This window comes from Streptomyces sp. NBC_00154 (assembly GCF_026342835.1).
In the GTDB taxonomy this organism is placed as follows: Bacteria; Actinomycetota; Actinomycetes; order Streptomycetales; family Streptomycetaceae; genus Streptomyces.
On sequence record NZ_JAPEMI010000001.1, the window covers coordinates 2,708,197 to 2,733,894 of the forward strand.

Annotated in this window: 24 protein-coding genes, 1 tRNA gene and 1 pseudogene; 12 read left to right on the forward strand and 14 right to left on the reverse strand. The window is 70.0% G+C overall.

The window, feature by feature from the left end:
* Nucleotides 1–72 precede the first annotated feature (72 nt).
* On the forward strand, nucleotides 73–942 hold the full coding sequence (locus OHA03_RS12070) for a hypothetical protein (protein ID WP_267003533.1): 870 nt from the start codon (nucleotides 73–75) through the stop codon (nucleotides 940–942).
* Nucleotides 943–1,459: 517 nt separating this feature from the next.
* On the opposite strand, the gene OHA03_RS12075 is transcribed toward OHA03_RS12070, so the two are convergent.
* A tRNA-Thr gene (locus tag OHA03_RS12075) sits at nucleotides 1,460–1,533 on the reverse strand.
* A 240-nt stretch (nucleotides 1,534–1,773) separates the two neighbouring features.
* Between OHA03_RS12075 and OHA03_RS12080 the strand changes: the two genes are divergently transcribed.
* From OHA03_RS12080 to OHA03_RS12090, 3 genes are all read left to right on the forward strand, one after another.
* Nucleotides 1,774–2,910, forward strand: coding sequence for an ABC transporter ATP-binding protein (locus OHA03_RS12080; protein WP_267003535.1), 1,137 nt, complete (start codon nucleotides 1,774–1,776; stop codon nucleotides 2,908–2,910).
* A 235-nt stretch (nucleotides 2,911–3,145) separates the two neighbouring features.
* Nucleotides 3,146–3,562, forward strand: coding sequence for a hypothetical protein (locus tag OHA03_RS12085; RefSeq protein WP_267003537.1), 417 nt, complete (start codon nucleotides 3,146–3,148; stop codon nucleotides 3,560–3,562).
* Between the two features lie 35 nt (nucleotides 3,563–3,597).
* Nucleotides 3,598–4,323, forward strand: coding sequence for a nucleotidyltransferase family protein (locus OHA03_RS12090; protein ID WP_267003539.1), 726 nt, complete (start codon nucleotides 3,598–3,600; stop codon nucleotides 4,321–4,323).
* Nucleotides 4,324–4,408: 85 nt separating this feature from the next.
* On the opposite strand, the gene OHA03_RS12095 is transcribed toward OHA03_RS12090, so the two are convergent.
* The 7 genes from OHA03_RS12095 to OHA03_RS12125 all read right to left on the reverse strand — a co-directional run bounded on the left by OHA03_RS12095 (nucleotide 4,409) and on the right by OHA03_RS12125 (nucleotide 11,580).
* The gene (locus tag OHA03_RS12095) at nucleotides 4,409–6,001 is read right to left on the reverse strand and encodes a DoxX family membrane protein (RefSeq protein ID WP_267003541.1); all 1,593 of its coding nucleotides are present in this window, start codon (nucleotides 5,999–6,001) and stop codon (nucleotides 4,409–4,411) included.
* 383 nt (nucleotides 6,002–6,384) lie between these two features.
* Nucleotides 6,385–7,341 (reverse strand): 23S rRNA (guanosine(2251)-2'-O)-methyltransferase RlmB, encoded by a 957-nt coding sequence (gene rlmB, locus OHA03_RS12100; protein ID WP_030929505.1) that lies wholly within the window; start codon nucleotides 7,339–7,341, stop codon nucleotides 6,385–6,387.
* 81 nt (nucleotides 7,342–7,422) lie between these two features.
* Nucleotides 7,423–8,826 carry a cysteine--tRNA ligase gene (gene cysS, locus OHA03_RS12105; RefSeq protein ID WP_267003544.1) on the reverse strand — a complete coding sequence of 468 codons (1,404 nt, stop codon included), beginning with the start codon at nucleotides 8,824–8,826 and terminating at the stop codon, nucleotides 7,423–7,425.
* 91 nt (nucleotides 8,827–8,917) lie between these two features.
* Entirely contained in the window at nucleotides 8,918–9,322 is a 405-nt protein-coding gene (locus OHA03_RS12110; protein WP_267003546.1) for a PPOX class F420-dependent oxidoreductase, read from the reverse strand.
* 242 nt (nucleotides 9,323–9,564) lie between these two features.
* Complete coding sequence (ispF, locus tag OHA03_RS12115; RefSeq protein WP_267003548.1) at nucleotides 9,565–10,062, reverse strand: 2-C-methyl-D-erythritol 2,4-cyclodiphosphate synthase; 498 nt, start codon at nucleotides 10,060–10,062, stop codon at nucleotides 9,565–9,567.
* A complete protein-coding gene (ispD, locus tag OHA03_RS12120; RefSeq protein WP_267003550.1) occupies nucleotides 10,052–10,798 on the reverse strand; it encodes a 2-C-methyl-D-erythritol 4-phosphate cytidylyltransferase in 747 nt (248 codons plus the stop codon). The genes ispF and ispD overlap by 11 nt, the downstream gene beginning before the upstream one ends.
* A gap of 299 nt (nucleotides 10,799–11,097) precedes the next feature.
* Nucleotides 11,098–11,580 carry a CarD family transcriptional regulator gene (locus OHA03_RS12125; RefSeq protein ID WP_006380568.1) on the reverse strand — a complete coding sequence of 161 codons (483 nt, stop codon included), beginning with the start codon at nucleotides 11,578–11,580 and terminating at the stop codon, nucleotides 11,098–11,100.
* A gap of 597 nt (nucleotides 11,581–12,177) precedes the next feature.
* Here OHA03_RS12125 and OHA03_RS12130 point away from each other — a divergent pair.
* Nucleotides 12,178–12,861, forward strand: coding sequence for a DUF461 domain-containing protein (locus OHA03_RS12130; RefSeq protein WP_267003552.1), 684 nt, complete (start codon nucleotides 12,178–12,180; stop codon nucleotides 12,859–12,861).
* A 70-nt stretch (nucleotides 12,862–12,931) separates the two neighbouring features.
* Here OHA03_RS12130 and OHA03_RS12135 read toward each other — a convergent pair whose 3' ends face one another.
* Together OHA03_RS12135 and OHA03_RS12140 are read right to left on the reverse strand one after the other, a co-directional pair.
* Nucleotides 12,932–13,612 (reverse strand): response regulator transcription factor, encoded by a 681-nt coding sequence (locus OHA03_RS12135; RefSeq protein ID WP_030977814.1) that lies wholly within the window; start codon nucleotides 13,610–13,612, stop codon nucleotides 12,932–12,934.
* Nucleotides 13,609–14,883: a cell wall metabolism sensor histidine kinase WalK gene (locus OHA03_RS12140; RefSeq protein ID WP_267003555.1), complete on the reverse strand. Its 1,275-nt coding sequence runs from the start codon at nucleotides 14,881–14,883 to the stop codon at nucleotides 13,609–13,611. The genes OHA03_RS12135 and OHA03_RS12140 overlap by 4 nt, the downstream gene beginning before the upstream one ends.
* Nucleotides 14,884–15,077: 194 nt before the next feature.
* Here OHA03_RS12140 and phoU point away from each other — a divergent pair, with 194 nt between their 5' ends.
* Nucleotides 15,078–15,755 (forward strand): phosphate signaling complex protein PhoU, encoded by a 678-nt coding sequence (gene phoU, locus OHA03_RS12145; RefSeq protein WP_267003557.1) that lies wholly within the window; start codon nucleotides 15,078–15,080, stop codon nucleotides 15,753–15,755.
* A 547-nt stretch (nucleotides 15,756–16,302) separates the two neighbouring features.
* Here phoU and OHA03_RS12150 read toward each other — a convergent pair.
* Nucleotides 16,303–17,613 carry an MFS transporter gene (locus OHA03_RS12150; protein WP_267003559.1) on the reverse strand — a complete coding sequence of 437 codons (1,311 nt, stop codon included), beginning with the start codon at nucleotides 17,611–17,613 and terminating at the stop codon, nucleotides 16,303–16,305.
* A 195-nt stretch (nucleotides 17,614–17,808) separates the two neighbouring features.
* Between OHA03_RS12150 and OHA03_RS12155 the strand changes: the two genes are divergently transcribed.
* The 5 genes and pseudogenes from OHA03_RS12155 (at nucleotide 17,809) to OHA03_RS12175 (ending at nucleotide 21,193) form a co-directional block, all read left to right on the forward strand.
* Nucleotides 17,809–18,567, forward strand: coding sequence for a phosphoglyceromutase (locus tag OHA03_RS12155; RefSeq protein ID WP_267003561.1), 759 nt, complete (start codon nucleotides 17,809–17,811; stop codon nucleotides 18,565–18,567).
* 104 nt (nucleotides 18,568–18,671) lie between these two features.
* A pseudogene (locus tag OHA03_RS12160) lies at nucleotides 18,672–18,752 on the forward strand (IS5/IS1182 family transposase); the annotation flags it as partial.
* A gap of 138 nt (nucleotides 18,753–18,890) precedes the next feature.
* Entirely contained in the window at nucleotides 18,891–20,549 is a 1,659-nt protein-coding gene (locus tag OHA03_RS12165) for a serine/threonine-protein kinase (RefSeq protein WP_267008023.1), read from the forward strand.
* A gap of 156 nt (nucleotides 20,550–20,705) precedes the next feature.
* A complete protein-coding gene (locus OHA03_RS12170) occupies nucleotides 20,706–20,954 on the forward strand; it encodes a hypothetical protein (RefSeq protein ID WP_267003563.1) in 249 nt (82 codons plus the stop codon).
* On the forward strand, nucleotides 20,951–21,193 hold the full coding sequence (locus tag OHA03_RS12175; protein ID WP_267003565.1) for a hypothetical protein: 243 nt from the start codon (nucleotides 20,951–20,953) through the stop codon (nucleotides 21,191–21,193). Before OHA03_RS12170 ends, OHA03_RS12175 begins: the two co-directional genes overlap by 4 nt.
* Nucleotides 21,194–21,236: 43 nt before the next feature.
* Here OHA03_RS12175 and OHA03_RS12180 read toward each other — a convergent pair whose 3' ends face one another.
* On the reverse strand, nucleotides 21,237–22,022 hold the full coding sequence (locus OHA03_RS12180) for a hypothetical protein (RefSeq protein ID WP_267003567.1): 786 nt from the start codon (nucleotides 22,020–22,022) through the stop codon (nucleotides 21,237–21,239).
* 157 nt (nucleotides 22,023–22,179) lie between these two features.
* Between OHA03_RS12180 and OHA03_RS12185 the strand changes: the two genes are divergently transcribed.
* Nucleotides 22,180–23,232: a phosphotransferase family protein gene (locus tag OHA03_RS12185; protein WP_267003569.1), complete on the forward strand. Its 1,053-nt coding sequence runs from the start codon at nucleotides 22,180–22,182 to the stop codon at nucleotides 23,230–23,232.
* A gap of 18 nt (nucleotides 23,233–23,250) precedes the next feature.
* Here the strand turns inward: OHA03_RS12185 and OHA03_RS12190 are convergent, their stop codons facing one another.
* On the reverse strand, nucleotides 23,251–24,942 hold the full coding sequence (locus tag OHA03_RS12190; protein ID WP_267003571.1) for a glycosyl hydrolase family 28-related protein: 1,692 nt from the start codon (nucleotides 24,940–24,942) through the stop codon (nucleotides 23,251–23,253).
* A gap of 121 nt (nucleotides 24,943–25,063) precedes the next feature.
* A complete protein-coding gene (locus tag OHA03_RS12195; protein ID WP_267003573.1) occupies nucleotides 25,064–25,573 on the reverse strand; it encodes a YbjN domain-containing protein in 510 nt (169 codons plus the stop codon).
* Nucleotides 25,574–25,698 lie beyond the last annotated feature (125 nt).

A 25,698-nucleotide genomic window follows, 5' to 3' on the forward strand; every position in this document is an offset into this window, starting at 1 on the left:
TGGCGTCAGACGTTCATGCGGAACGCATCCGCCGGTCAGCCGGTGATCATCATCGGCCGGGATCGTCCCCCCATGACGATCACCTCCCGCACCGCCGGGATCCGCCCGTCCGCCGTCGTGGCGATCGCCCTGGCCGCGTCCGCGTCCCTCTTCGTCGGCACGACGCCCGCGCAGGCCACGTCCAACGCGGTTCCGACCTACGAAGTGAAGATCAACCTCACCACCGCCGCACTGGACGCGTCGCACGCTCCGCTCGCGGCCGTGAAGTCCGCCTTCGGGATCACGGGCTCCGCCAAGGCCCGTTCGTACACCTACTACGACACCGGCGCCCAGGCCCTGGACGCCCAGGGCTGGAGCGTCCGGCTCCGGCACAAGAGCGGCTCGTCGTTCGAGGAGAGCTACAAGAAGCGGTTCACCGTCACCGACGGCGACATCGACGGCGCCCTCACGACGGCCAACGCCGCCGGATTCGACAGCAGCGACACCAACTACGACGCCGAGGTCGACTGGGGCTACGCCAAGCAGACCCTCAGCTTCAGCAACGAGAAGTCCCACAGCGCCTCCGGGTACTCCGGCACGGCCATGCCGAGCAGCAGCACCGGTCTGAGCTGGCTGGTGAACGAAATCCCGGGCAAGCTCCAGGACTGGAACGCCGACAACTGGGGCAAGACGACCCTCCAGGCCTCCCGGTCTCACGGTCCGGTGACCTCGCAGGTCTGGGAAGGCGCATGGGAGGCGTCCGACGACGCCGGCATCGAGGTTCTCCCGGTCGTGGGTGCGAGCGGTTCGGGCACCGAGTACGTCGTCGAACTGTCCTTCAAGACGGACAACTACGACGACGCGGCGAAGCTGCACACCGACGCCATCAACGTCGCGGAGTCCCACGGCTGGCTGTACCACGGCGACATCCTCAAGACCGGGCTGATCCTCGACCGCTACTAGCAGTGCCCGGTCGGGCCGGTATCGGGGTCGACGCGTCGCGGCGGCAGGTGGGGCAGGCCCCGGCGCGGTCCGCGAGTCTGTAACGCGCGGGCCACCTGGCAAGGGCTCGAGCCGGCGCCGCGCCCTTCGGGGCCTGGGCCGGTCGCTGCAGGGTGCAGAAGGCCTCCCGCGACGAAGACGCAGGTCGCCGTCGCGGGGGCCTCTCCGATCACGTGAAGCCGAGCCGTAGTGATCAAGAACTTCAGGACAGGGCGCTCGACGCCGGTCCAGGGCGTGAACGGCACCATCCCGGCCACTCGCCCGATGAGCATTCGCCGGTACGCCCCCGCGGCTGCCGTACAGGTCGGCCCGCAGCGCGCCTGCCCGCCCACGCTCCGCACGCCCACTGCCCGCTTCTCCGCCGGCTGCCCACCGGCGCCCCAGAGCAGCGGCCATCGGGCCGGCCAAGCACGGCGACACCCGGCCCCGGAAAGCAAAAGACCCAGGTCAGAGCAGTGTCTGACCTGGGTCGTTCCCGAGCCCCCTGTCGGATTCGAACCGACGACCTACGCATTACAAGTGCGTTGCTCTGGCCAGCTGAGCTAAGGAGGCAACGCGCACACCAAAGCCGCGCGCGCAAGTTCCCTCACTCTACACAGCGGCCCGCCTCCTGATCCACGAAGTTCTTCCGCGTCCGCGACCACCTGACCAGTGCGAGATATCTGTCCCTCTCGAACTACTGACAGATTCTTGATGGCCAGGTAGCGTCGCTAAGGGTTCACTCAAGTGGACCAGACCACTCCCTTACTCGGATCGTCCGGCACGTTCCTGCCGGTGGAGGAGAAGATCAGCATGGCCAGTGTCACGTTCGACAAGGCGTCCCGCGTCTACCCCGGCTCCACCAAGCCCGCTGTGGACCAGCTGGAGATCGACATCGCGGACGGTGAGTTCCTCGTCCTCGTCGGTCCTTCCGGTTGTGGCAAGTCGACCTCCCTGCGCATGCTCGCGGGTCTCGAGGACGTCAACGGCGGCGCGATCCGCATCGGTGACCGCGACGTCACGCACCTGCCGCCGAAGGACCGGGACATCGCCATGGTGTTCCAGAACTACGCGCTCTACCCGCACATGTCCGTCGCGGACAACATGGGCTTCGCGCTGAAGATCGCCGGTATCAACAAGACCGAGATCCGGGCGAAGGTCGAAGAGGCCGCCAAGATGCTCGACCTCACCGACTACCTGGACCGCAAGCCGAAGGCGCTCTCCGGTGGTCAGCGTCAGCGTGTCGCGATGGGCCGCGCCATTGTGCGTGAGCCGCAGGTCTTCCTCATGGACGAGCCGCTGTCGAACCTCGACGCCAAGCTCCGTGTCTCCACCCGTACGCAGATCGCGTCGCTCCAGCGTCGCCTTGGCATCACGACCGTGTACGTCACGCACGACCAGGTCGAGGCCCTGACCATGGGTGACCGCGTCGCGGTCCTCAAGGACGGTCTGCTGCAGCAGGTCGACTCGCCGCGCAACATGTACGACCGCCCGGCCAACCTCTTCGTCGCCGGCTTCATCGGCTCCCCGGCCATGAACCTGGTCGAGGTCCCGATCACCGACGGCGGCGTGAAGTTCGGCAACAGCGTCGTCCCGGTCTCCCGCGAGGCGCTCACCGCCGCCGCGGACAAGGGTGACACCACGGTCACGGTCGGCATCCGCCCGGAGCACTTCGACATCGTCGAGCACGGTGGCGCCGCCGCCAAGACGCTCTCCAAGGACAGCGCCGACGCCCCGGCCGGCCTGGCCGTCTCGGTCAACGTCGTCGAGGAGCTCGGCGCCGACGGCTTCGTCTACGGCTCCGCGCAGGTCGGCGGCGCGGACAAGGACCTCGTCGTCCGCGTCGGCGGCCGCGCCGTGCCGGAGAAGGGCACCAAGTTGCACGTCGTGCCGCGCCCGGACGAGCTGCACGTCTTCTCCACCTCGACGGGCGAGCGCCTCGTCGGCTGACGTCGCGCACAACGCCGTACGACGGCCCCGCACCCCTTGTGGTGCGGGGCCGTTCGCGTATCCGGGCGCACGCTGAGGTTTGGGCGGGGAGACCTCGGCGACACCGCCAAATACCCCGATACTTCGGTCATTTCACCGGCGGTCGTCAACACGGGATTCGAAAAGCACCCTCGAACCATCCCCCGCGAGGGTGACGAAATGTCGCCAAATCATCACTGCCCGCTACGCTCGCTGCGTGACCCACACCGCGCGCCGCATCGGCCGAACTCTCGCTCTTGTCCTGCCCGTCGTCATGGTCCTCTCCGGGACCCTCGCGGTCACCCGTGTGCCGTGGGCAGCGCACAACTCCGAGTCGCAGGTACTCACCGCGTCGGCGGAGACCGTATCGAAGAAGTCCGCCGTGGCGCGTGCCCCGCAGGACGTGCTGCGCGACCGGCTGCTCGTGGAACTCCGGGAGAAGGACCCGGGCACCGCGCTGACGGATCTTCAGCGGGCCGTCGAGGGACGTCCGTCGCTCGCCCGGCACTGCATGTCGATCGCCAGGGCGCTGGGCCGGGCCGCGGTCGAGCAGTACGGTCCTGTGCGGGCGCAGCGGTTCTCCCGTCCCGTCTGTGACACGTCCTTCGCCTCGGGTGTCGCGCAGTTCAGCTGACCGGTGCGGGACGGGCACGGCATATCGTGCCTGGCATGCATACGTATCCGACGCAGGCCGTGATCCTGGCGGGTGGCCAGGGGACGCGGCTGCGCCCGTACACCGATGACCGCCCCAAGCCGATGGTCGAGATCCCGGGCACCGGGACCCCGATCATCGGCCATCAGCTTTCCTGGCTGGCCGCCGAGGGCGTGACCGATGCCGTCGTGTCGTGCGGTCATTTTGCCGAGGTGCTCCAGGAGTGGCTGGCCGAGGCCGTGTTGCCGCTCCGGGTGACCACCGTGGTGGAGTCGGAGCCGCTCGGCCGTGGCGGCGGTCTCAAGTACGCCGCCGCCCGGCTGCCGGATCCTTCGGAGCCCTGGTACGCCACGAACGGCGACATCTGGACCCGTTTTTCACTGCGCGAGATGGCGGCGTTCCATGCGGAGCGCGATGCGACCGCCACGCTGGCCCTGGCCCGTCCGCGGATCCCTTGGGGTGCCGTGGAGACGGATGCGTTCGGGCACATCACCGACTTCATCGAGGCGCCGCCGTCGCCGTATCTGATCAACGCGGGTGTGTACGTCTTCTCGCCGACGTTCACGACGCTGCTGCCCGACCGGGGCGACCATGAGCGGACGACGTTCCCGCGGCTGGCCCGTGAGCGCCGGCTGGCCGGGTATCCGTTGCCGCTGGGGGCGTACTGGCGAGCCATCGACACGGCGAAGGACCTCACGGAGGCGGCGCGGGAGCTGGACGTGGACGGCCCGCAGGCCCGCTGAGGCGGATCGAGGACGACGGTACGGAGGGGGGCGGTCGCCGGGAACCCGGTGACCGCCCCCCTCCGTGTCTGTCGGACGCCGGCCCTCAGCCGAGCAGGCCACCGATCGGATTGCGGCCGCCGCCCGACGTGCCGCCGGACGTCGAGCCCGTGGAGCCGCCGTCGGTCGCGCCGCCGCCGGTGGAGCCGCCGCCCGTGCCGGTGGAGCCGGACGAGGTCGGTCCGGAGCTGGTGGCCGGGGGCTGCTGCGGGGTCGTCTGCTGCGGGGGCTGCTGGCCGGTGCCCTGCGTCTGGCTGGGCTGTCCTGCGCCGGCGGCCTGGCCGGACTCACGGACGGTGTCCGTACCGGGCGTGGACGCCTGCGCGGACGGGGTGGCGGAGCTGGACAGGGACGGTGACGGCTTCCGTCCGGCGGGGGTGTGCGATGCCTGGCCGCCGGTGGACTCCTGCGGGAGCGGGGTTCCCGGCAGCTGGTTGGTCGGGTTGCCGTCGGGGCCGGGCACGGTGACGACCTCGGAGGAGCGGACGGCGCCGCCGAGCATCGAACCGACCAGAAGTGTGAGCCCGACGACGACGGTGGCGACGACGGCGCTGCGGCGCAGTACGCGGCGGCGCAGGTCCCAGATCGTTGAGCGCGGGCCGAGCCTGCGCCATGCCTCGCCGGCCAGCCGTCCGTCGACGGAGTAGACGGGGGCGCCCGCGATGATCAGCGGGCTCCAGGCGGCGAGGTAGATGATGTCCGGCGCGTCGTAGACGGCGACGGTGCGCCAGCTGACGGTGACCAGCAGCGTGGCGGAGAGCAGGGCGCCGACGGAGGCGGCGACCCGCTGCCACAGGCCGAGGACGGTGAGGACCCCGACGACGACCTGGAGGAAGGCGACGGTGAGCCCGGCGCCGACCGGGTGGGAGAGCGCGAAGTCCCGCAGTGGTTCGGCGAGCGCCCAAGGGTGCAGTGACGTCAGCCACTTGACCATGGAGCCGCGGTCGCCGCCGTCGAAGTACACGGGGTCGCAGAGCTTGCCCATGCCGGCGTAGATGGAGATGAAGCCGAGGAAGACCCGCATGGGGAGGAGGACGACCCCGAGGTTCATCCGGCGGCCGGGGTAGTACGCGTGCCGGACGGTGTCCGCGGCGTGGCGGTGTGACCTGCTCCCGACGGTCTCGTCGAACTCGCCGTCCCCGTAGGGCTCTTCCGCGTACGTCCCCTGCTCGTACGGACCGGTGTCGGCGTCGTCGTAGGCGCCGACCGCCTGCCGCATGGGCGGCAGCAGCGGGCCGTTGCCGGTGCGGCCGGGCTGGTGGGGTGCCGTGATGACGGGGTTCGGCTGGGTCTCGTCCAGGCGCGGGATGACCTGCGTGGCGCCCGGACCTCGTCCGTCGTCGAACTCGGAGCCGTACGAACCGTACGATCCGTACGAGTCGGCGGGGCGGCCCGCGGTGGAGTTCCGTACGGCCTGGAGGAGTCCGGTGGCGCCGGGGTCGCCGGGGGCGGACTTGCCGCTCCACACGACGGGCGAGCGCCGGCCGCGCCCCGCACCGGGGCCGCTCATGGCCGGGATCCTGACCGAACCCGCGGGAGCGGCACCACGCAGCCGTGCTTGCCGGCCGGGCGCGAGCTGCACCCGGAAGCTGGCGTGGTTGACGATGACCTGCGCAGGGTCGCAGTCCACCTTGGTCATACTCAGGGCGGGTAGTTCGTCGAACCGAGGCGTTCTGGTGTCCACACTCATCTAACCGAGTGATGTGTGTTTAGGACACTGCCTTGACGGACCCGATGTGTCCGAGGCCCGTCAACAGGTGGTGGCGGCTGCACCCTCCGTCGGCCGACGTCCGACCGGGTGCTTTTCCGTGGAGCGCCTACTCGCGTTACTGCGGCGGGCGTACCGGAATTGGCCCTCCCGCCCCGTCGGCGCGAGGAGCGCCTGCGATGACTTCCCCCCGGCCTGCGGTCTCCCGGCGCACCGGTTCGTTGCTGCTGGTCGACCCTGCCGACGGTGCCACGCCCGACCGTCGGGAGGCTCCGCCGACCGGTCCGGTCGGCCCGGACCGGTCACCCGGCGCGTCAGGCGCGGCGGCGTGCCGTCTCGTACAGCACGATGCCTGCCGCGACACCCGCGTTCAGCGACTCCGCGCCACCCGGCATCGGGATCCGCACCCGGTAGTCGCAGGTCTCGCCGACCAGGCGGCCCAGACCCTTGCCCTCGCTGCCGATCACGATGACGACGGGGCCGCCGAGGGCCTCCAGGTCCTGCACGGTGTGCTCGCCGTCCGCGGCGAGGCCGACGACCGTGATGCCGGCCTTCTGGTAGCCCTCCAGGGCGCGGGTCAGGTTCGTCACCCGGGAGACCGGCGTACGGGCCGCCGTGCCCGCCGAGGACTTCCAGGCGCCCGCCGTCATCCCGGCCGCGCGGCGCTCCGGCACGACCACACCGTGGCCGCCGAACGCGGATACGGAGCGGACGATCGCACCCAGGTTGCGCGGGTCGGTGACCCCGTCGAGCGCGACGATCAGCGGGTCCTCGCCGTTGTCGTACGCGGCGGCGGTGAGGTCCTCCGGGTGCGCGTACTCGTACGGCGGGACCTGGAGGACGAGGCCCTGGTGGTTCAGGCCGTTCGTCATCCGGTCGAGCTCGGGGCGCGGCGCCTCCATCAGGTTGATGTTGCCGCGCTGGCCGGCGAGCTGGAGCGCCTCGCGGACCCGCTCGTCGTTGTCGATGTACTGCTGGACGTAGAGAGTGGTCGCCGGGACGCCGTCGCGCAGCGCCTCGTAGACCGGGTTGCGGCCCACGACCATCTCGGACGTGCCCTTGGCGCCACCGCGCCGTGGGGCGGGTCGGCGGACGGCGGCCTGCCGGGCCTGGGCGTTCGCCACCCGGTTCTTCTTGTGTCCCTTGCGGGCGGAGGCGGGCGGCGTCGGTCCCTTGCCTTCGAGACCACGGCGTCGCTGGCCACCGCTGCCGACCTGCATGCCCTTCTTGTTGGACGTGCGGCGGTTCCTGCGCTGGCTGTTCCCGGCCATGACCTACCTGTTTCGTTGCTTCAGACGTGCGTACGTAATGAAAGTGTGCCGCCCGGATCGCCGGGCGGCACACGGTGAGGACTACTGGCGCGGGCCGAGCGTCCATCGTGGGCCGGTCGGGCTGTCCTCGATGACGAGGCCCGACTGGTTGAGCTGGTCGCGAATCGCGTCGGCGGCGGGCCAGTCCTTGCGGTCGCGGGCCGACTGACGCTGGTCCAGGACCAGCCGTACGAGCGTGTCGACGACCCCGTGCAGGTCCTCGCCGCGGTCGCCCTCGCCCGCCCAGTGCGGGTCGAGCGGGTCGAGGCCGAGGACGCCGAGCATGGCCCGTACCTCCGCGAGCCTTGCGACGGCCGCTTCCTTGTCGTCGGCGGCGAGAGCGGAGTTGCCCTGCCGGACCGTGGTGTGGATGATCGCGAGCGCCTGCGGGACGCCCAGGTCGTCGTCCATCGCCTCGGCGAACGCGGGTGGCACCTCGGCGGCGGCCGCGACCTCGCCGCCCGCCTTCTCGATGACGCGCTGCACGAAGCCCTCGATCCGCGCGAACGCGGACTCGGCCTCGCGCAGTGCCTCCTCGCTGTACTCGATCATCGACCGGTAGTGCGGGGTGCCGAGGTAGTAGCGCAGCACGATGGGGCGCCATGCCTTGACCATCTCGCTGACCAGCACGGAGTTGCCGAGCGACTTCGACATCTTCTCGCCGGCCATGGTGACCCAGCCGTTGTGCACCCAGTACTTCGCGAACTCGTCGCCGTAGGCCTTGGCCTGGGCGATCTCGTTCTCGTGGTGCGGGAAGATCAGATCGATGCCGCCGCCGTGGATGTCGAAGGCGGTGCCGAGGTACTTGTGCGCCATGGCGGAGCACTCCAGGTGCCAGCCGGGCCGGCCGCGGCCCCACGGGGTCTCCCAGCTCGGCTCGCCGTCCTTGGCGACCTTCCACATCGCGAAGTCGCGCTGGTCGCGCTTGCCGGTCTCGCCGTCGCCGGACGGCTGACGCAGATCGTCCAGGTCCTGGTTGGAGAGCTCCAGATAGCCGGGGAACGACCGCACGTCGAAGTAGACGTTGCCGTCCGCCTCGTAGGCGTGACCGCGCTCGATGAGGCCGCGCATCATCTCGATCATCTCGGTGATGTGGCCGGTCGCGCGCGGTTCGTAGGTGGGCGGGAGGCAGCCGAGGGCGTCGTAGCCGGCGTTGAACGCGCGCTCGTTCTCGTACCCGATCGACCACCAGGGTCGGCCCTGCTCGGCCGACTTGTTGATGATCTTGTCGTCGATGTCGGTGACGTTCCGGATGAACGTGACGTCGTAGCCGCGGTACTCGAACCAGCGGCGCATGATGTCGAAGTTCAGACCGGACCGGATGTGCCCGATGTGCGGGGCGGCCTGGACAGTCGCGCCACAGAGGTAGATCGAGACACAGCCCGCTGCGAGCGGGACGAAGTCACGGATCTGCCGGGCGCTGGTGTCGTACAGGCGAATAGTCACCCCTCAAGGGTAGTGGGCCCGCACCAGTGCCCCGCGACCCATTGGGGATCGCGAGGGCAACTTGTGACAGGGACGATCCCCGAACGGGTCCTCAGATACGCCCGACGATCTTCTCCGGGGTGATCCGGACGACGACACGCTCGTCGTCGTCGCCGGAGGCGGGGTTGAATTCCGCGTACTTCTTCCCGGTGTACTTCACGGACAGTTCGTCGATGAGTTCGTCGCCGCCCTCGGTGGTGAGAGCGGCGACGCCGCGGATCTCGGCGTAGGTGTACGGGGCGGCGAACGGCTGGACAACGACGGAGACGCGCGGGTCGCGGCTCAGGTTCTCCTCCTTGCGGCGGCCGCGGGTCGTCGAGAAGAGGACGTCGTTGCCGTCCCTCTTCACCCAGACAGGGGACAGCTGGGGGCTGCCGTCGGGCTGGATGGTGGCGACGGTCACGAAGACGGGGGTGTCGAGAAGGGACCTGAGCTCTTCGGAGAGTTCGGCAGTCATGGCGTACGTCCTCCAGGAGACGGGGTGTGTGCAGTGCTCCTACACGTACCCCGACCGGGCAACGCCGCCCCGGCTTCCCGCACCGCCCACCCGGAAGGTGGCTGCCCCTTGTTCCCGCAGGTACTGGCGCACGTGGCGGGTTCGTCCTCGTTGCCGGTTTCCGCGCCGGTTCCGAGGAGACGTCCCGGAGGGGCGCCGCCCGCCACCCATCGGGCAGCGTCGGCGCCCGACCGGGTGCGCCGTCAGCCCGTCCGGTAGACCAGGGCCGTCGCGAGCCCCGCGAGGCCCTCCGCGCGGCCGGTGAAGCCGAGACCGTCCGATGTTGCGGCCGACAGCGAGACGGGGGCGCCGACCGCCGCCGACAGCACCTTCTGCGCCTCGTCGCGCCGCTTGCCGATCTTCGGCCGTACGCCGATGACCTGGACCGCGACGTTCCCGATCTCGAACCCCTCGGCCCGCACGATCCGTGCGGCCTCGGCCAGCAGGGTGACGCCCGCCGCGCCCGACCATTCGGGGCGCCCCGTGCCGAAGTGTTGGCCCAGGTCACCGAGACCGGCCGCGGAGAAGAGCGCGTTGCAGGCGGCGTGGGCGACGACATCGGCGTCGGAGTGGCCGGCGAGGCCGGGGCCCTCGCCCTCCCAGAGCAGGCCCGCGCACCACAGCTCGCGGCCCTCCTCGAAGGCGTGGATGTCCGTGCCGATACCGACCTGCGGAATCACCGGTGCGTGCTCAGAACCCATCGTTCGCCCTCCTGCGCGCGAGAACCGCCTCGGCCAGCACCAGATCCAGCGGCCGGGTCACCTTGAATGCCTCTTCGTGCCCGGGTACGACCACGACGGGCGCCCCGAGCTGTTCGACCATGCCCGCGTCGTCGGTCGCGCCCTCGCCGTCGACGGCGACCGTCGCGTGGGCGCGGACCAGGGTGTCCCGGTCGAATCCCTGCGGGGTCTGTACGGCGCGCAGCCTGGCCCGTACGGGTGTGCCGAGCACCGGTTCCGGCTCGCCGGGCGCGCCGGGCTCGACCTCCTTGACGGTGTCGGCGAGCGGCAGTGCGGGTACGACGGCGGGCGCCCCGTCCCGTACGGCCTCGATCACCGCGTCCACGGTGTCGACGGGCACCAGCGGGCGGGCCGCGTCGTGGACGAGGACGACGGAGATGTCCTCGGGCAGGGCGTCGAGGCCGCGCCCGACCGACTCCTGGCGGGTTTCTCCGCCCGGCACGACGACGTAGTCGGTGCGTTCGGGCAGGGCATGTTCGTCCAGCAGGTTCTTGACCTCGGGCGCGCCGTCCGGTGGTGCGACCACCACCACCAGGGAGACGGACCGGGACGCCGCCATGGCCCGTACCGCGTGGATGAGCATGGGCGTCCCGCTCAGCGCACGGAGCGCCTTGGGGGCGCCCGGGCCGAGCCGAACGCCACGGCCGGCGGCGGGAATCACCGCGGCGGTGCGGTACGGACGCGATTGATCAGACATCGGTTGCACTCCGAAGCATCAGCATGTTTGTTTCCACGGCCGACATGGGTATGGCCACAAGCGAGCCGGACGCGACGCTTGACTCGACCGGGACCCTTTCCGTGATCCCCGGTCGGGGTCGGGGCAGCCGCATCGGCCGTTCGGAGTCGGCTGTGCAAGATCGCAAGCAAGATATCGAAAGGTATCGATGAGGTGGTCCGGACCGATTCCGGACATGCCGCAGCGCCCGACGACACACCGCGAATACGGCTGGTCAGCGGGCACCGCGGCACATTTATTAACGACCGGTGCGATCCGGGTCAGGACGCGAGGACCTCGTCGAGCAGAGCCTCGGCCTTGTCTTCGTTCGTGTTCTCCGCGAGAGCGAGCTCACTCACCAGGATCTGCCGAGCCTTGGCGAGCATGCGCTTCTCACCTGCGGAGAGTCCACGCTCGCGCTCACGACGCCACAGGTCGCGCACTACTTCGGCGACCTTGATGACATCGCCGGAGGCGAGCTTCTCGAGATTTGCCTTGTAGCGCCGGGACCAGTTCGTCGGCTCTTCGGCGTACGGCGCGCGCAGCACCTCGAAGACCCGGTCCAGCCCCTCCTGCCCGACCACGTCGCGCACGCCCACGAACTCCGCATTGTCCGCCGGCACACGAACCGTCAAGTCGCCCTGGGCGACCTTGAGCACCAAGTAGGTCTTGTCCACGCCTTTGATCTGGCGAGTTTCGATAGCCTCGATCAGCGCGGCCCCGTGATGGGGATAGACCACGGTGTCGCCAACCTTGAACGTCATGTGACAGGTACCCCTTCCGTGGCTATCCAGAGTAACACGAGAACGGCTTCTCCTGAATGGCGTTTTCGCAGGTCAGGGCATATCTCGGGGCTTGACAACAGCAACACGAACGTGCTGCGGAAGGCTTCCGGGAGACGGTATTCGCAGGTCGGAGCGGCTGTACGGGCGAGGCGAAACGCGCGCGTTACGTATCCCCGAACCCACTCCGAAGTGGTTGAACGTCCCGGTTTGCCGGATTCCAGATGGCGGACTTTCCCTACTCCGTTCGGAGATCGATCACCCGTACGGACCTAAGTGCCGATGGCCAATGAAATTGATCACCGCCCGGCCACTGCGGAGATTATGTGCAAGGAATGCGCCAAGGTCCGGAGAATTGATCAAGCCCGTTATGTGAACGGCCTGCAAATCGCGAGGCGGGGGCCGAGCCGGGGATCCGGTGAGGGCTCCGGTGGTGATGCCCGGGGCAGTAGGGGCGGGTCGGGTGCGGGGCGGGGACGGCGGCTCGGTAACCTAAGGCCGCTGACACACCCTTAGGGCGGCTTTACGCCGCTCGCCCCTCCGTCCGTGAAGTCGTACGTTCAAGGAGTTGCCGCAGCCGTGAGCCGCAGCCTTCGACGCGGCGCCCTTGCCGCCGCCGCCATCGTGATCTCGATCGGTGCACTTTCCGCGTGTGGTGCCGGCAATGACGCGCAAACGCTCGAGATCAAGCCGGACAACGCTGCCACCACCCTCGGTGACATCAAGATCCAGAACGCGAACGTCATCACCCAGCCGGAGCACGGCGCCGAGGGTCCGGCCGTCATCGCGGCGACGGTGTTCAACAACGGCACCAAGCGCCAGACGCTCGACGCGATCACCCTGCCGGGCTCCGACGTCTCGGTGCAGCTGCACGCCGCCGAGGGCGCGGGACCGGTCGTCGTCCCGGCCGGCGGAAGGGTCGTCCTGGGCGGTGAGGGCAACGCGTCCGCCGTGATCGAGAACGGCCGCGAGGCCGCGCAGAACGGCAACGTGCAGGCGGTCGTCTTCAAGTTCAGCGAGACCGGCGACGTCCCGCTCGGCGCGTTCGTCGTCCCGGCCGCCAGCTTCTTCAAGGGCTTCGGCCCGAGCTCGCTGCCGAAGGCGCCGGCAAAGACGCCGGCCGCCTCGCCGGCCGCGTCCGAGACCCCGGGCGCGCCGTCGGGCACCCCGTCCGAGGAGGCGGGCGCCGCGGGCAGCGAGAACGAGACCACCCCGACCGACGCGGCCTCCGCGTCGGTGTCGACGGACACGTCGACCGACTGACGTGACACATGCATGACGCAGGCGTCTCCCGGACGGGGGGCGCCTGCGTCATATGTGCGTGATGGCCGGTTTACGGCTCGAACTTGTACCCCAGGCCTCGCACGGTGACCAGGAAGCGCGGCGCCCCCGGGTCCGGCTCGATCTTGGCGCGCAGGCGCTTGACGTGGACGTCGAGGGTCTTGGTGTCGCCCACGTAGTCCGCGCCCCAGACGCGGTCGATCAGCTGCATCCGGGTGAGCACCCGGCCCGCGTTGCGCAGCAGCATCTCCAGCAGGTCGAACTCCTTGAGCGGGAGGTCGACCTTGCCGCCGGAGACCGTGACGACGTGACGGTCCACGTCCATCCGGACCGGACCCGCCTCCAGGGCGGCCGGCGTGACCTCCTCCGGCTCGCCGCGGCGGCGCAGCACCGCGCGGATGCGGGCGACGAGCTCCCGCGAGGAGAACGGCTTGGTCACATAGTCGTCGGCTCCTATTTCCAGGCCGACGACCTTGTCGATCTCGCTGTCCTTGGCCGTGACCATGATCACGGGGACGTTGGACCTGCTGCGCAGCTGGCGGCAGACCTCGGTACCGGGCAGACCCGGCAGCATCAGGTCGAGGAGGACGAGGTCGGCGCCGTTGCGCTCGAACTCGTCGAGCCCGTCCGGGCCGGTGGCCGCGATGGCGACCTCGAAGCCTTCCTTGCGAAGCATGTAGGACAGGGCGTCGCTGAAGGATTCCTCATCCTCGACGACAAGCACTCGGGTCACGGAAGGACCTCCGGGGCAGGGAATGTTTCAAGGGAGTCGGGGTTGGCGGTCCGGTAGGTCCCGTCGTCACCGTTGACGACGAGCGATCCGCCGGATGCACGGTCTCGGTCCCGTACGGAACCCGCTTCGGGCAGCCGCAGGGTGAAGGTGGAGCCCTGGCCCTCCGAGCTCCACACGGTGACCTCCCCGCCGTGCGAGGCGGCCACATGCTTGACGATGGCGAGGCCGAGACCGGTGCCACCGGTGGCCCGTGAGCGGGCCGGGTCGACGCGGTAGAAGCGTTCGAAGACCCGCTCGCGGTCCTTCTCCGAGATGCCGATGCCCTGGTCGGTCACGGCGATCTCGATCTGGTCCCCACCCGGTACGGCCAGGCGCCTCGCGGCGATGCCGACGCGGGTGCGAGCGGGGCTGTAGTTGACGGCGTTCTCGACGAGATTGCCGAGTGCCGCGGCGAGCTGGCCGCGGTTGCCCCAGATGCGGAGCTCCGCGGTGCCGCCTGCGGCCATGGTGATCTGCTTCGCTCCTGCCTGCTGGCGGCAGCGGTCGATGGCCTCGACGACCAGTTCGTCCACCCGGACCGGCTCGGCGTCCTCCAGCGGGTCGTCGTTCTGCACCCGGGAGAGGTCGATCAGTTCCTGTACGAGGTTGGTCAGCCGGGTCGCCTCGATCTGCATCCTGCCCGCGAACCGCTCCACCGCCTCCGGGTCGTCGGAGGCGTCCATGACGGCCTCGGAGAGCAGCGAGAGCGCACCGACCGGGGTCTTGAGCTCATGGCTGACGTTGGCGACGAAGTCGCGTCGCACCGCTTCGATACGGCGTGCCTCGGTGAGGTCCTCGACCAGCAGGAGCACCAGCCGGGAGCCCAGCGGGGCGACCCGGGCGGAGACCGCGAGGGCCTCGCCACGGCCCGTACCGCGCCGCGGGAGGTCCAGTTCGACCTGTCGTATCTCACCGTCCCGGCGGGTGTCCCTGGCCATGTGCAACATCGGTTCGACGGCCAGCCGGCCGCCCCTGACCAGGCCCAGCGCATAAGCGGCGGAGCTGGCCTTGACGACACTGTCGCTCTCGTCGAGCACGACCGCGGAGGACGAGAGCACGGAGAGGACCGTGTCGACTCCGGGGGGCAGTGCCCCGTTGCTGTCTGGCCGCAGGGACGTGCGCGTCGGTTTCTTCTGGTCGCGCTCGCTCCAGCGGAACGCCAGCATGGCGATCACACCGGTACACAACCCGGCGATCGCTGCAGCTGCGGCGACCGCCGCGTTCACGTCCATACCTAAAGGTTAAGCGGGTGCGACCCCACTCTCCCAGCCGTCCGGGTGCCTACTCGAACACTCGTCGCCCAGAGTTCACCGAGGGGCAAGGGTTGGTTCACTTGGTCGGCCGGATCCGGACGCGTACGCCACGCAGGGTGAGAGCGTGGGGTTCAGACTGGCCCCGGCCTTAGTGAGGACTGGAGAGGACTTCCATGCGCGACGCTTACCACGAGGAACTCGACTCGATCGGCGAAGGCCTCGTCGAAATGGCCCGGCTCGTCGGGTCGGCGATCGGGCGGGCGACGACGTCCATGCTCGACGCCGATCTCAAGCTCGCGGAGAGCGTGATCGCCGCGGACCAGAAGGTCGACGACCTCCAGCACGACCTGGAGGCGAGGGCGATCGCCCTGCTCGCGCGCCAGCAGCCCGTAGCGACCGACCTGCGGATCGTGGTCACCTCGCTGCGGATGAGCGCCGACCTGGAGCGCTCGGGCGACCTCGCCCAGCACGTCGCCAAGCTGACCCGGCTGCGCTTCCCGGAGTCGGCGGTGCCGCACGACCTGCACGCCACCATCCTGGAGATGGGGCAGCTGGCGCAGCGGCTGATGGCCAAGGCGGCCGAGGTGATCATCACGAAGGATGTCGACCTGGCGCTCCAGCTGGAGCAGGACGACGACGAGATGGACCTGCTGCACCGCACGCTGTTCCAGCACCTGATGGACGACCGCTGGAAGCACGGCATCGAGACGGCCGTCGACGTCACGCTGCTCGGCCGCTACTACGAGCGCTTCGCCGACCACGCGGTGTCGGTCGCCAAGCGGGTCGTCTACCTGGTCACGGGCGAGCACGCCGATGACCTGCAGACGCCGACCCCGGTCGAGGGCGCGTAGCGGAGACGGGCGGCTTCTGCGCTTGTGCGCCGTCGGTGCGCCGTTCACATACGGGTCCGACTGGGCATGCAATGGGATGGGGCGGCACGCCGACGTCGTACGCCCCGGTCGTACGACGTCGTCGGTCGTACGGCCCTGTCGTACGCCTGGATGTACGTCCTTGAGGAGGAACGATGGCTGACTCCCCCACGACCGACCCACAGCAGGAGACACCCGCTGAAGTGGTCCACCTGACGGTGCTCGGCGCCTGTGGCTGCGGCTCGGGCTGCGGGTGCGGCTGCCAGTCGGGCGCCCCGTGCCAGTGCGGCGGCTAGCTGCGGCTGACCGGACGCATGCGTGCAGACGGCGCCCCGCGCGGAACTCCGCGCGGGGCGCCGGTCCATGCCGTTTCAGGCGGCGGTGACGACACCGGTGTACTACCTGTGGGCCCGCCGGGGCGAAGCGGCGCCGGTTTCCGACCGGCGGGCCGCACCGCGCGAGCCGGCCGCCACCGCGTAGCGAACGCCGTGCGGGGGCGAGCACACCCGCACCCGCCCCCCGTTGCCGGTCAGACCGCCGGCTCGACCACGCCCTTCGGCACACCCGAGGCCGCGTCCGGCTCGGCCTCCGCAGCCGTCACCGCCACCACCTCGGTCGCCTTCTCCTCCGGCGGAAGCCCACGCATGAGCATCCAGTACCCGAGCGCCGCCACGGTCCCCAGCACCCCGCACATCCCCCACAGCCACTTCGCCCCGTAGTGGTCGATCACCAGACCGGACATCAGTGGGGCGACCAGCGCGGCCGCCGACCACGACATCGTGTACATGCCCTGGTAGCGGCCCCGGCCGTGGCCCGGCGAGAGACGGACGACCAGGTTGCTCTGGACCGGTGCGTTGATGATCTCGCCGATCGTCCAGACACAGATCGTCAGCGCGTACACAGCGACCGATCCGGCGAACGCGGTGAGCCCGAATCCGTACCCCGCCAGCAGCGACGACACGATCAGCAGCCGGCGCGGGTCGCGGTGCTGGATGAAGCGGCCCACCGGGATCTGGAGTGCCACGATCATCACACCGTTGACGGCGATCGCGGTGCCGAAGTCGGAGCTGGAGAGCCCGTCCGTGCCCATCGCGACCGGCAGCCCCACGTACCCCTGCTGGAAGATCAGCGCCACCACGAACGACAGCCCGACGACGCTCATGAACCGGCCGTCGCGCAGCACGGTGGAGAGCCGGACGTCGGGCTCGGCCGGCAGCGTGCCGCCGACCGCCGCGGGCGCCTTCTGCGGCCGGGACTCCGGCACCTTCAGGAAGACGACGACCGCGCAGAACAGCGTCATCGCGGCCTCGACCATGAACCCGGCGAGATAGCTGTACTCGGCGATGAACCCGGCACCGGCGGAGGAAACCGCGAAGCCGAGGTTGACCGCCCAGTAGTTCAAGGAGAACGCCCGCACCCGGTCCTCGGGGCGGACGATGTCGGCCATCATCGCCTGGACGGCGGGCCGCGACGCGTTGCTGGCCATACCGACGACAAAGGCGACGGCGGCGATCGCGACCGGGTGGACCATGAAGCCGAGCACGGCCACCGACACGGCGGTCGAGCTCTGCGCGATCAGCATGGTGGGCCGGCGTCCGAGCCGGTCGGTCATCACCCCGGCACCGAGCGAGGAGACGACCCCGCCCAGTCCGTGCAGCGCGGCGACCAGACCCGCGTACGAGGCGGAGTAGCCGCGGTCCAGGGTCAGGTAGAGCGCCATGAACGTGGCGACGAACGCCCCGAGCCGGTTGACCAGGGTGCTGGTCCACAGCCACCAGAACTCTCTGGGGAGACCGGAGACGGTCTCGTGTGCGGCCCGTCTGAGACCGGCGACAGACATACGGGTTCCCCCAGGGACGTACGGAACGGATGCGGTCGGTAAGTGTCCCGACTGCAGTCCGAACATTACGAAGCAGGGGTTCCGGACCGCCACTCGATTGACGCGCGCCGTCAATCGTCCCCGGCCGCCCCCTTGCGCTGTCCGCCCTGTGACCGGGGGAGCGAGGGCCCCGAGGCTTCGATTACGCTCGGGCGCATGGCCGACGCACCGTACAAGCTGATCCTCCTCCGCCACGGCGAGAGCGAATGGAACGCGAAGAACCTGTTCACCGGTTGGGTGGACGTCAACCTCACCGAGAAGGGCGAGAAGGAGGCAGTCCGCGGCGGTGAGCTGCTCAAGGACGCCGGTCTGCTCCCCGATGTCCTGCACACCTCCCTCCAGAAGCGCGCCATCCGCACCGCCCAGCTCGCGCTGGAGGCCGCGGACCGCCACTGGATCCCGGTCCACCGCTCCTGGCGGCTGAACGAGCGCCACTACGGCGCCCTCCAGGGCAAGGACAAGGCGCAGACGCTCGCCGAGTTCGGCCAGGAGCAGTTCATGCTCTGGCGCCGCTCGTACGACACCCCGCCGCCGGCCCTCGAGGACGGCACCGAGTTCTCGCAGAGCGACGACCCGCGCTACGCCACGATCCCGAGCGAGCTGCGCCCGCGGACCGAGTGCCTCAAGGACGTCGTCGAGCGCATGCTGCCGTACTGGTACGACGACATCGTCCCGGACCTGCTGACCGGCCGCACGGTCCTGGTCGCCGCCCACGGCAACAGCCTCCGCGGCCTGGTCAAGCACCTCGACGGCATCTCCGACGCCGACATCACGGGCCTGAACATCCCGACCGGCATCCCGCTCGCCTACGAGCTGGACGTCGACTTCCGCCCCCTGAAGCCGGGCGGCACGTACCTCGACCCGGACGCGGCAGCGGCCGCCATCGAGGCCGTGAAGAACCAGGGCAAGAAGTAGTAGCCGTTTTTGATCATGCCTCCCACCTGCGCAAACGGCGCGGATGGGAGGCATTTTCGCGGCCCGGGACCGCTCCGGTCCCTCAGCAGCCCCGGATCGGAGCGCCCGAGCGGTACGGCCCTCGGCAGACCGTTTACGAGCGGCATCGCCGCTGGTCGGCCGACGGCACCTGGAAAGCCGTGCTGAACGGCGCTCCGGCCATCACCGTGATCATCATCCGGCTCTGCGACAAGGTCCGAGCCATCGGAAACGGCCTAGGCTACTGCTCGTCGGTCAGCAGCAACTCGCTTGTCGACCGGGGGATCAGGGGGGACGAAATGGCGATGTGCGATGCGCCCGGGGTGTTCCAGCCGCTGCAGGCGGACGATCCGTCCGTGGTGGCCGGTTACCGTTTGGCCGCGCGGCTCGGCGCAGGCGGCATGGGGCGGGTCTATCTGTCGCACACGCAGGGCGGCCGACCGGTGGCGATCAAGGTCGTCCGGCCCGAACTGGCCGACGACCCCGCCTTCCGGCGGCGTTTCCGCCGGGAGATGGAAGCCGCCCGGCGGGTCAGGGGCGCGTACACCGCGGAGCTGATCGACGGCGACGCGGACGGCGCACCGCCCTGGCTGGCCACGCTGTACGTACCCGGACCCTCGCTGGCGGAAGTTGTCGGACGGGGCGGGGCGCTGCCGGTGCCCGCGGTGCTGTGGCTGATGGCCGGAGTCGCCGAGGCTCTCCAGGCCATCCACGGCGCGGGGATCGTGCACCGCGACCTGAAGCCGTCGAACGTCCTGCTCGCGTCCGACGGACCGCGCGTGATCGACTTCGGCATCTCGCTGGCTGCGGGCGTCAGTTCGTACACCGCCACGGGGGCCACCATCGGCACGCCCCAGTTCATGGCTCCCGAGCAGGCGTCCGGGGGCACGGTCACGGCGGCGACCGACGTGTTCGCGCTCGGCCAGACCGCGGCGTTCGCGGCGCTCGGTGAGCCGCTGTACGGGGATGGTCCCGGGGTCAGCGTGCTGTACCGGATCGTGCACTCCGAGCCCGATCTGTCGCTGCTACCCACTCGGCTCCGCCCGCTGATCGCCCGCTGCCTGGCCGCCGATCCGGCGGAGCGGGCCACCCTGGCCGAGGTCGTGGAGTGGTGCCGGCAGGAGCTGGGCGGGGACGCCGACGCGGGCGCGGGGCCGACCGTCTGGCGAGAGGTCATGGGACCGGAGGTGACGGTGCCGCCACCGGTGCCCGATCCCACGCCGGCACACACGCTGCCGCTGGTCGCCACCGGGCCGCAGCAGGCGCGGGATCCGTGGGCGGCGCCGACGGACCCGGGCAAGGCGCCGTCACGAAGACGCGGGACCAGGCTGGCTGTGGGCGCGGCCGTGACGGCGGTCGTGCTGGTGCTCACGGTCCTGGCGTGGACGGTCATGGACGCGACGGGCGTGTTCCGTGGCCGGGACGATGGCCGCTCGGGTGGTACGGGCTCGGTGGCGGGGGCGTCGACCTCCCCTTCCCCGTCCGCCCCTCGGGCGAAGTCGGGGGCCGATGGCGATGGGGCGGGCAAGGGGCCGGGCGCGGCGTCGGGAGCAGCGCACCCCTCCGCGACCGCACCCGAGTCGACGCAGGGCGAACCCCACTCCCAGCAGTGGCTGGACGCGAAGAACTCACTGAGCTTCAAGAAACCGGTCCAGCGCAAGGACCGCACGGGGGACATCCGTTTCACCTGCGCGAAGGAGGTCAGCTGCGCGCTGGAGAGCGACACCAGCGTGTTCACCATGGTCTTCGGCGAACCGGTCGCGGGCGTCGACGAATGCCGCCTCCTCACCAACGGTCAGACGGCCCATCGCCTTCCGCTCGCCGCGGCGGCTTCCGGCAGCGAGATCTGCGTCCGGCACCGCAACGGGGACATCGCGCTGCTCGTGATCGTGACGAAGTCGACCGCGATGCCGGACGGCGCCTTTGTGACCGCGGACATGACGGTGTGGCGGCGGGCGGGCTAGGGCTGGTGGGCCGATCACGCTGAGGGGAAGTCGTTGGCACCGAGTCCACAGTTACTTGGTTCTGCGTCCATTCCGACGTGGCCATTCCCTGTCGCACTGAAGGGCGTTACAGCCCTTGGATTGGGGCGCGCGCGTTGAGAGATCGGGAGAACGAACATGGGTGAGCCTCTCAAGACCTTTGTCGGCGGCACCGAAGTCGAAGTACCCAACAGCATCCCGGACATCCGTGCCACGCTCCCCGAGGACAGGCGCAAGGAGTTCGACCGCGCCATCAACGAGGCCGGGGTGCACGAGATCCAGGCGGTCATGCGGCACTGGATGCTGGAGGCCGTGCCCGATCCCGAGGCCGAGCGGATCCTGGACCGGCTGGCGCAGGACGAGGCGGAGAGGCGGAGCGTCTCTTGAGTTTCCGCATCTCCTACGCCCCGCCCGCCGACGACACCCTCGCCAAGATGCGGGAGAGGGGTACGTTCCGCGACGAGATGGCGCGGACCTTGGGGCGCGACCCGTACGGGCACGGGTCGTCGGCCGTCAAGAGTGAGCACGACCGGCGCGAGGCGACGGTCCTCGGGGCCATCGTGCTCTATTACGTCTCCGGGTCCGTTCTCACGGTCACCGTCGTGCGGCTCGTCCCGCTGCCCTGAGGCCGTTCGCCCCAGGGCCCGTTGCCCGGACGAGCTCCGCTGTTCAGACCAGCTTCGCGAGCTGTGCGTCGACCACCGCGGTCGGCAGTCCGAAGTCCTTGCCCGTGCCGGACGCCGCCAGGTTGAGCGATGTGAACGAGGCGATCGTGGCGCCCTGGCGCACGACCACCAGCTTGAACGGGGCCTTCTCGCCGCCCTGTTCCACCGTCACCGTCCAGGCCGCGGCGTCCTCGCCGCCCGAGATCTTCTCCTCCTCGATCTTGACGACCTTCTGCTTGTCGCCGGCCACGGTGAGACCGAAGCCGCCGGAGCACGCGGTGGCCGCGGTGCGCAGGCCGTCGATCGTGTCCTGGGCGCCCTTGCCGTCGTAGGAGGAGAGGGACGTCATCGTCGTCGTGATGTCGAAGGCCGCGATGAACGCCTCCTCCGCGTCCGCGCTGTCCTGCTTCCCCTTCTGGTCCTTCTTGGGCTCGCTGACGACCTTGCGCTGGTTGGCCGCCACAGGCTTGCCGACCCCGGCGCCCAGCAGTGCGTCGGCGAAGGTGTCACAGGCCTTGTTGTCCACGGTGACGGCGGACGCCGCGACGGCGTCGTCCTTGCCCGCCTTGCTGACCTTGTGTCCCTTGACGTCACCCTGGACCAGCGCCACCTTGTCCAGCTCGGCGGCGGTCAGCGCCTTGGCCACGGCGGGCTCGGCCGCAGCGCCCTCCTTGCCCTTGCCATCCGCGCCCCCGCTGCCGGAATCCGAGCTTCCGCAGGCGGTGGCGACCAGAGCGAGGGAGGCCGCACAGGCGGCAACGGCGGCGCGACGTATGACAGTAGGTCTCATGGCCCAACTCTATGAGCCAGCTGTGGTTTGACGATCAACCAACTCGGGCACAGGAGTTGATCGTAATTGCGTTGTGATCATGCCGTGAAGACGCCGGGCCGGTGACCGGGTCGGTGCAGAACAGTCCGGTCCACAACCGGCTTAAAGGGGCACGCACATGCAGAGCCGAGCAACCGTCTCGACCGTCCTCGACGACATCGGAATCGGGGCGGACCACATCGCGGCGTGCAGCCCCCTCACCGGTGGCACATACAACGCCGTCACCCGCGTCACGCTCACCGACGGGCGGGACTGGGTGGTGAAAATACCGCCGCCGCCGACCGCCGCGGGGATGAGCTACGAGCGCGACCTCCTGGTCAACGAGGTCACCTTCTACGCGGCAGCGGCGGCGACGGGGGACGTCGCAGTCCCCGGTGTCGTGCACAGCCGGCTCGATCCCGGCTCCGCGACCGGACCGTACCTGATCATGTCGGCCTGCCCCGGGCAGCCCTGGTACGGGATCAGCCCGGCCCTGGCGGACCGCGAGGAGCGGCGGCTCAGGCATGAGCTGGGACGGCTCGTCGGGCGGCTGCACTCCGTCACCGGGCCCGGCGGATTCGGCTATCCGGCCCAGGCGCTGGGCCCGTTGGCCCCGACCTGGCGGCAGGCGTTCACCGCGATGACGGACGCCGTGCTCGCCGACGCCGACACGTACAGCGCCCGACTGCCGCGCCCGACGGACCGGATCCGCGCGCTGCTCGCCGCCGCGGCGCCCGTACTCGACGACGTCATCCGGCCCGCTCTCGTCCACTTCGACCTGTGGCAGGGCAATCTGCTCGTCGACGGGGAGCCGGGGGCCCGGACGATCGGCGGGATCATCGACGGGGAGCCGGGGGCCCGGACGATCGGCGGGATCATCGACGGGGAGCGGATGTTCTGGGGCGACCCGGCCGCCGACTTCGTCTCGCTCGCCCTGCTCGGGGAGGTGGAGAAGGACGAGGATCTCCTCGCCGGATATGCGTCGTCGGCGGCGGACGGGGCCGTGGTGTTCGACTCGTCCCTGCGGCTGCGGCTCGCGCTCTACCGCTGTTATCTCTACCTGATCATGCTGGTGGAGACCGTCCCCCGCCGCTCCCCCGCCGAGGTGCGGGAGTGGGTACGGCGCGAGGTGGGGCCGCAGCTCGAATCGGCCCTGGTGGACGTCGAGTCGGCGCTGCGGACCCGGGAGTGACCGCAGCGCCGACACCCGTCAGCGCACCAGGGCGCGCTGTGCGTCGTGCAGGTTCGGCGGCCACACCGCTTCCGGTGTGCCGTACGCCTCCAGCCGCGTGTGCAGGTCGCCGGCGAAGTCCGGGACGTCGATCTGGTCGAACTCCGTCACCTCGCTGACACCGACCGTCGCGCTGTACGGGGCCAGCCCATCGATCCGCATCAGGCCGGCCCGCCCGTTGGTGACCCGGATGTTCCAGTGCGTGAAGCGGGCGCCGAAGAGCGGTCCCGCGCTCGCGTCGCCGCCGTGCCGGCCGTTGTTGTTCACCGTGATGTCGGTGCGGACATTGGCGAACGGCATCCCGCGGTGCGAGTCGAACGTTCCCATCTCCATCTCGCCGCGCGACCAGACGTTGTAGCTGGACAGCCCCTCGACGTTGATGCCGTGCAGCTGCGTCCCCGCGGGCGCCGAGACGGTGCGCTGAGCGATGGTGAAGTCCTCGATCAGGTTGTCGTGCGAGCCCTCACGGCAGTAGTACGGGTGGTGGGAGCCGCGGCCCTCGACCCGTGTGCGGCGCAGGGTGCAGGCAGACGCGCCGATCAGCCCGAAGCCGTTGTCGACGTGGCGGACGGTGATGTCGTCCGCCCAGCAGTCGTACGCGCACTGGAACGCGACCCCGTTGTATCCCTTGTCGAGCAGGTGCTGCGACTGCGGGGTCTCGACCGCCTCGAGGGTGAGCCCCTCGACGCCCGAACCGGTCAGCGGGGTGGCGAGCGTGGTCAGGCGCGGGTCCCACTCGGGGCGTACATCCAGCGGAAGCGGGCGCTCCAGGGTGACCTTGTGCCCGTGTACGGCGGTGATGCGGACCGGCCACTCGTAGGGAACGTACGAGGTCAACTTGGTCTTGTCGTCCCAGTAGTACGCCTCGGGGCCGGGGCCGCCGCCCGCCATGTGCTCCAGGAGGGTGTGGTCGGCGTCGTCGGCGAGGCGGAGCAGGACGAGCCCGCCGCGCTTCAGCTGCTTCGTGGACTCGACGGTGATCGACCGGTCGCCGCGGCGGGCGGGTGCGACCGTCGTCAGTGTCTGCCACTCGTCGCGCTTGTTGCCGGTCCAGCCCTCGAAGGGCCAGGCCTTCGCCTTGATGGCGTCGGTGAGCGAGGTCCAACGGTCCTCGGGGCAGAGCCAGATGAGGCCGCCGGCCCAGGACCAGCTGGACTTGTCGCCGCCGTAGCGGCTGCCGTACACGCCGATCAGCTCGGTGAGGTTCTTGGTCGCGTACAGCTTCGTGCGTCCGCTGCCGGCACCGCGCACCACCACATCGCTGTGGCCGATCCGGATGATGTCGTCGATGCGGTACGTGCCTGCGGGGATGAGCACCGTGCCACCGCCACGCTCTCCGGCAGCGGCGATGGCACGGTTGATCGCGGGGGCGGCGTCGGCGGAGCCGTCCGGTTCGGCGCCGTAGTGCAGGACGTTGGCGACGACAGCGCGGTGCCGGGGGAGGTCGGAGCCGCCCCGGTAGCCGGCCCGGCCGATGAACGGGACCTGGGCGTGGCTGAAGGGGTTGGCGGCGAACTCGCGCCAGAGGGGGGTGACTCCACCCGAAGCATGACCGCCCCGGGTGGCCGCCCGGGCGGTGCCCGCGCCCATCACGCCGGTCGCCGCGGCTGCGGCCACGACCACCGCGCTGCCGAGCAGTCCACGTCTGCTGATGTTCCCCACAGAAGCCATCGAACCGACCCGCCTTTCATGCATGTGAACGACGTTCATGTTTGCGTCGGCGGCGAGCATGCCACGGCGCGGCGGCGCAGCGAAAGAGTCGTGCGCCGCCGAATTGGGTGGACAGAGAAGGTCAGTTGGCGGGGCGCTGGGTCAGATGCGTGAACGCGTCCAGATTCCGTGTGGACTCGCCGCGCGACACCCGCCACGCGTACTCCTTGCGGATCGCGCTTGCGAAGCCCAGCTCCAGCAGTGTGTTGAAAGAGCCGTCGGCCGCTTCGAGGACGACGCCGAGCAGCCGGTCCAGCTCCTCGGGGGTGACCACGGAGAGCGGCAGCCGACCGACGAGATAGATGTCGCCGAGCCGGTCGATCGCGTAACTCACACCGAAGAGGCGCAGATTGCGCTCCAGCAGCCACCGGTGGACCGCCGCGTCGTTCTCGTCCGGGTGGCGGATGACGAACGCGTTGAGGGAGAGCGAGTGCGCGCCGACGATGAGGGAGCAGGTGGTGGACAGCTTGCGGGTGCCGGGCAGCTTCACGACATAGCTGCCGGACTCGGCGCTCTCCCACTCGAGCTCGGCGTCCTTCAACGTCGCCTCGATGACCTGCGCTGTTGCCGCTGCGGCGGATACGTCAGCCATGGGGCGAGCGTACGTCAGCGCCGGCTGCGCGCGTACGTCAGCCGGGAGGCGCGCATGGGTGCGGGCGTGGGCCCGCGTGGGTCTTCTGTGGCGCACGCCTGCCTCGGCCATGAGCTCGCGCGTGC

Coding starts and splice junctions, on each gene's coding strand:
- OHA03_RS12180 (WP_267003567.1), bottom strand. CDS start 22,022: ATGAGACCTACTGTCATACGTCGCGCCGCCGTTGCCGCCTGTGCGGCC.
- OHA03_RS12090 (WP_267003539.1), top strand. CDS start 3,598: ATGCATACGTATCCGACGCAGGCCGTGATCCTGGCGGGTGGCCAGGGG.
- OHA03_RS12125 (WP_006380568.1), bottom strand. CDS start 11,580: ATGACGTTCAAGGTTGGCGACACCGTGGTCTATCCCCATCACGGGGCC.
- OHA03_RS12165 (WP_267008023.1), top strand. CDS start 18,891: ATGTGCGATGCGCCCGGGGTGTTCCAGCCGCTGCAGGCGGACGATCCG.
- OHA03_RS12170 (WP_267003563.1), top strand. CDS start 20,706: ATGGGTGAGCCTCTCAAGACCTTTGTCGGCGGCACCGAAGTCGAAGTA.
- OHA03_RS12110 (WP_267003546.1), bottom strand. CDS start 9,322: ATGACTGCCGAACTCTCCGAAGAGCTCAGGTCCCTTCTCGACACCCCC.
- OHA03_RS12185 (WP_267003569.1), top strand. CDS start 22,180: ATGCAGAGCCGAGCAACCGTCTCGACCGTCCTCGACGACATCGGAATC.
- OHA03_RS12155 (WP_267003561.1), top strand. CDS start 17,809: ATGGCCGACGCACCGTACAAGCTGATCCTCCTCCGCCACGGCGAGAGC.
- OHA03_RS12190 (WP_267003571.1), bottom strand. CDS start 24,942: ATGGCTTCTGTGGGGAACATCAGCAGACGTGGACTGCTCGGCAGCGCG.
- OHA03_RS12150 (WP_267003559.1), bottom strand. CDS start 17,613: ATGTCTGTCGCCGGTCTCAGACGGGCCGCACACGAGACCGTCTCCGGT.
- OHA03_RS12195 (WP_267003573.1), bottom strand. CDS start 25,573: ATGGCTGACGTATCCGCCGCAGCGGCAACAGCGCAGGTCATCGAGGCG.
- rlmB (WP_030929505.1), bottom strand. CDS start 7,341: ATGGCCGGGAACAGCCAGCGCAGGAACCGCCGCACGTCCAACAAGAAG.
- ispF (WP_267003548.1), bottom strand. CDS start 10,062: ATGGGTTCTGAGCACGCACCGGTGATTCCGCAGGTCGGTATCGGCACG.
- OHA03_RS12095 (WP_267003541.1), bottom strand. CDS start 6,001: ATGACCAAGGTGGACTGCGACCCTGCGCAGGTCATCGTCAACCACGCC.
- OHA03_RS12140 (WP_267003555.1), bottom strand. CDS start 14,883: ATGGACGTGAACGCGGCGGTCGCCGCAGCTGCAGCGATCGCCGGGTTG.
- OHA03_RS12070 (WP_267003533.1), top strand. CDS start 73: ATGACGATCACCTCCCGCACCGCCGGGATCCGCCCGTCCGCCGTCGTG.
- OHA03_RS12080 (WP_267003535.1), top strand. CDS start 1,774: ATGGCCAGTGTCACGTTCGACAAGGCGTCCCGCGTCTACCCCGGCTCC.
- phoU (WP_267003557.1), top strand. CDS start 15,078: ATGCGCGACGCTTACCACGAGGAACTCGACTCGATCGGCGAAGGCCTC.
- ispD (WP_267003550.1), bottom strand. CDS start 10,798: ATGTCTGATCAATCGCGTCCGTACCGCACCGCCGCGGTGATTCCCGCC.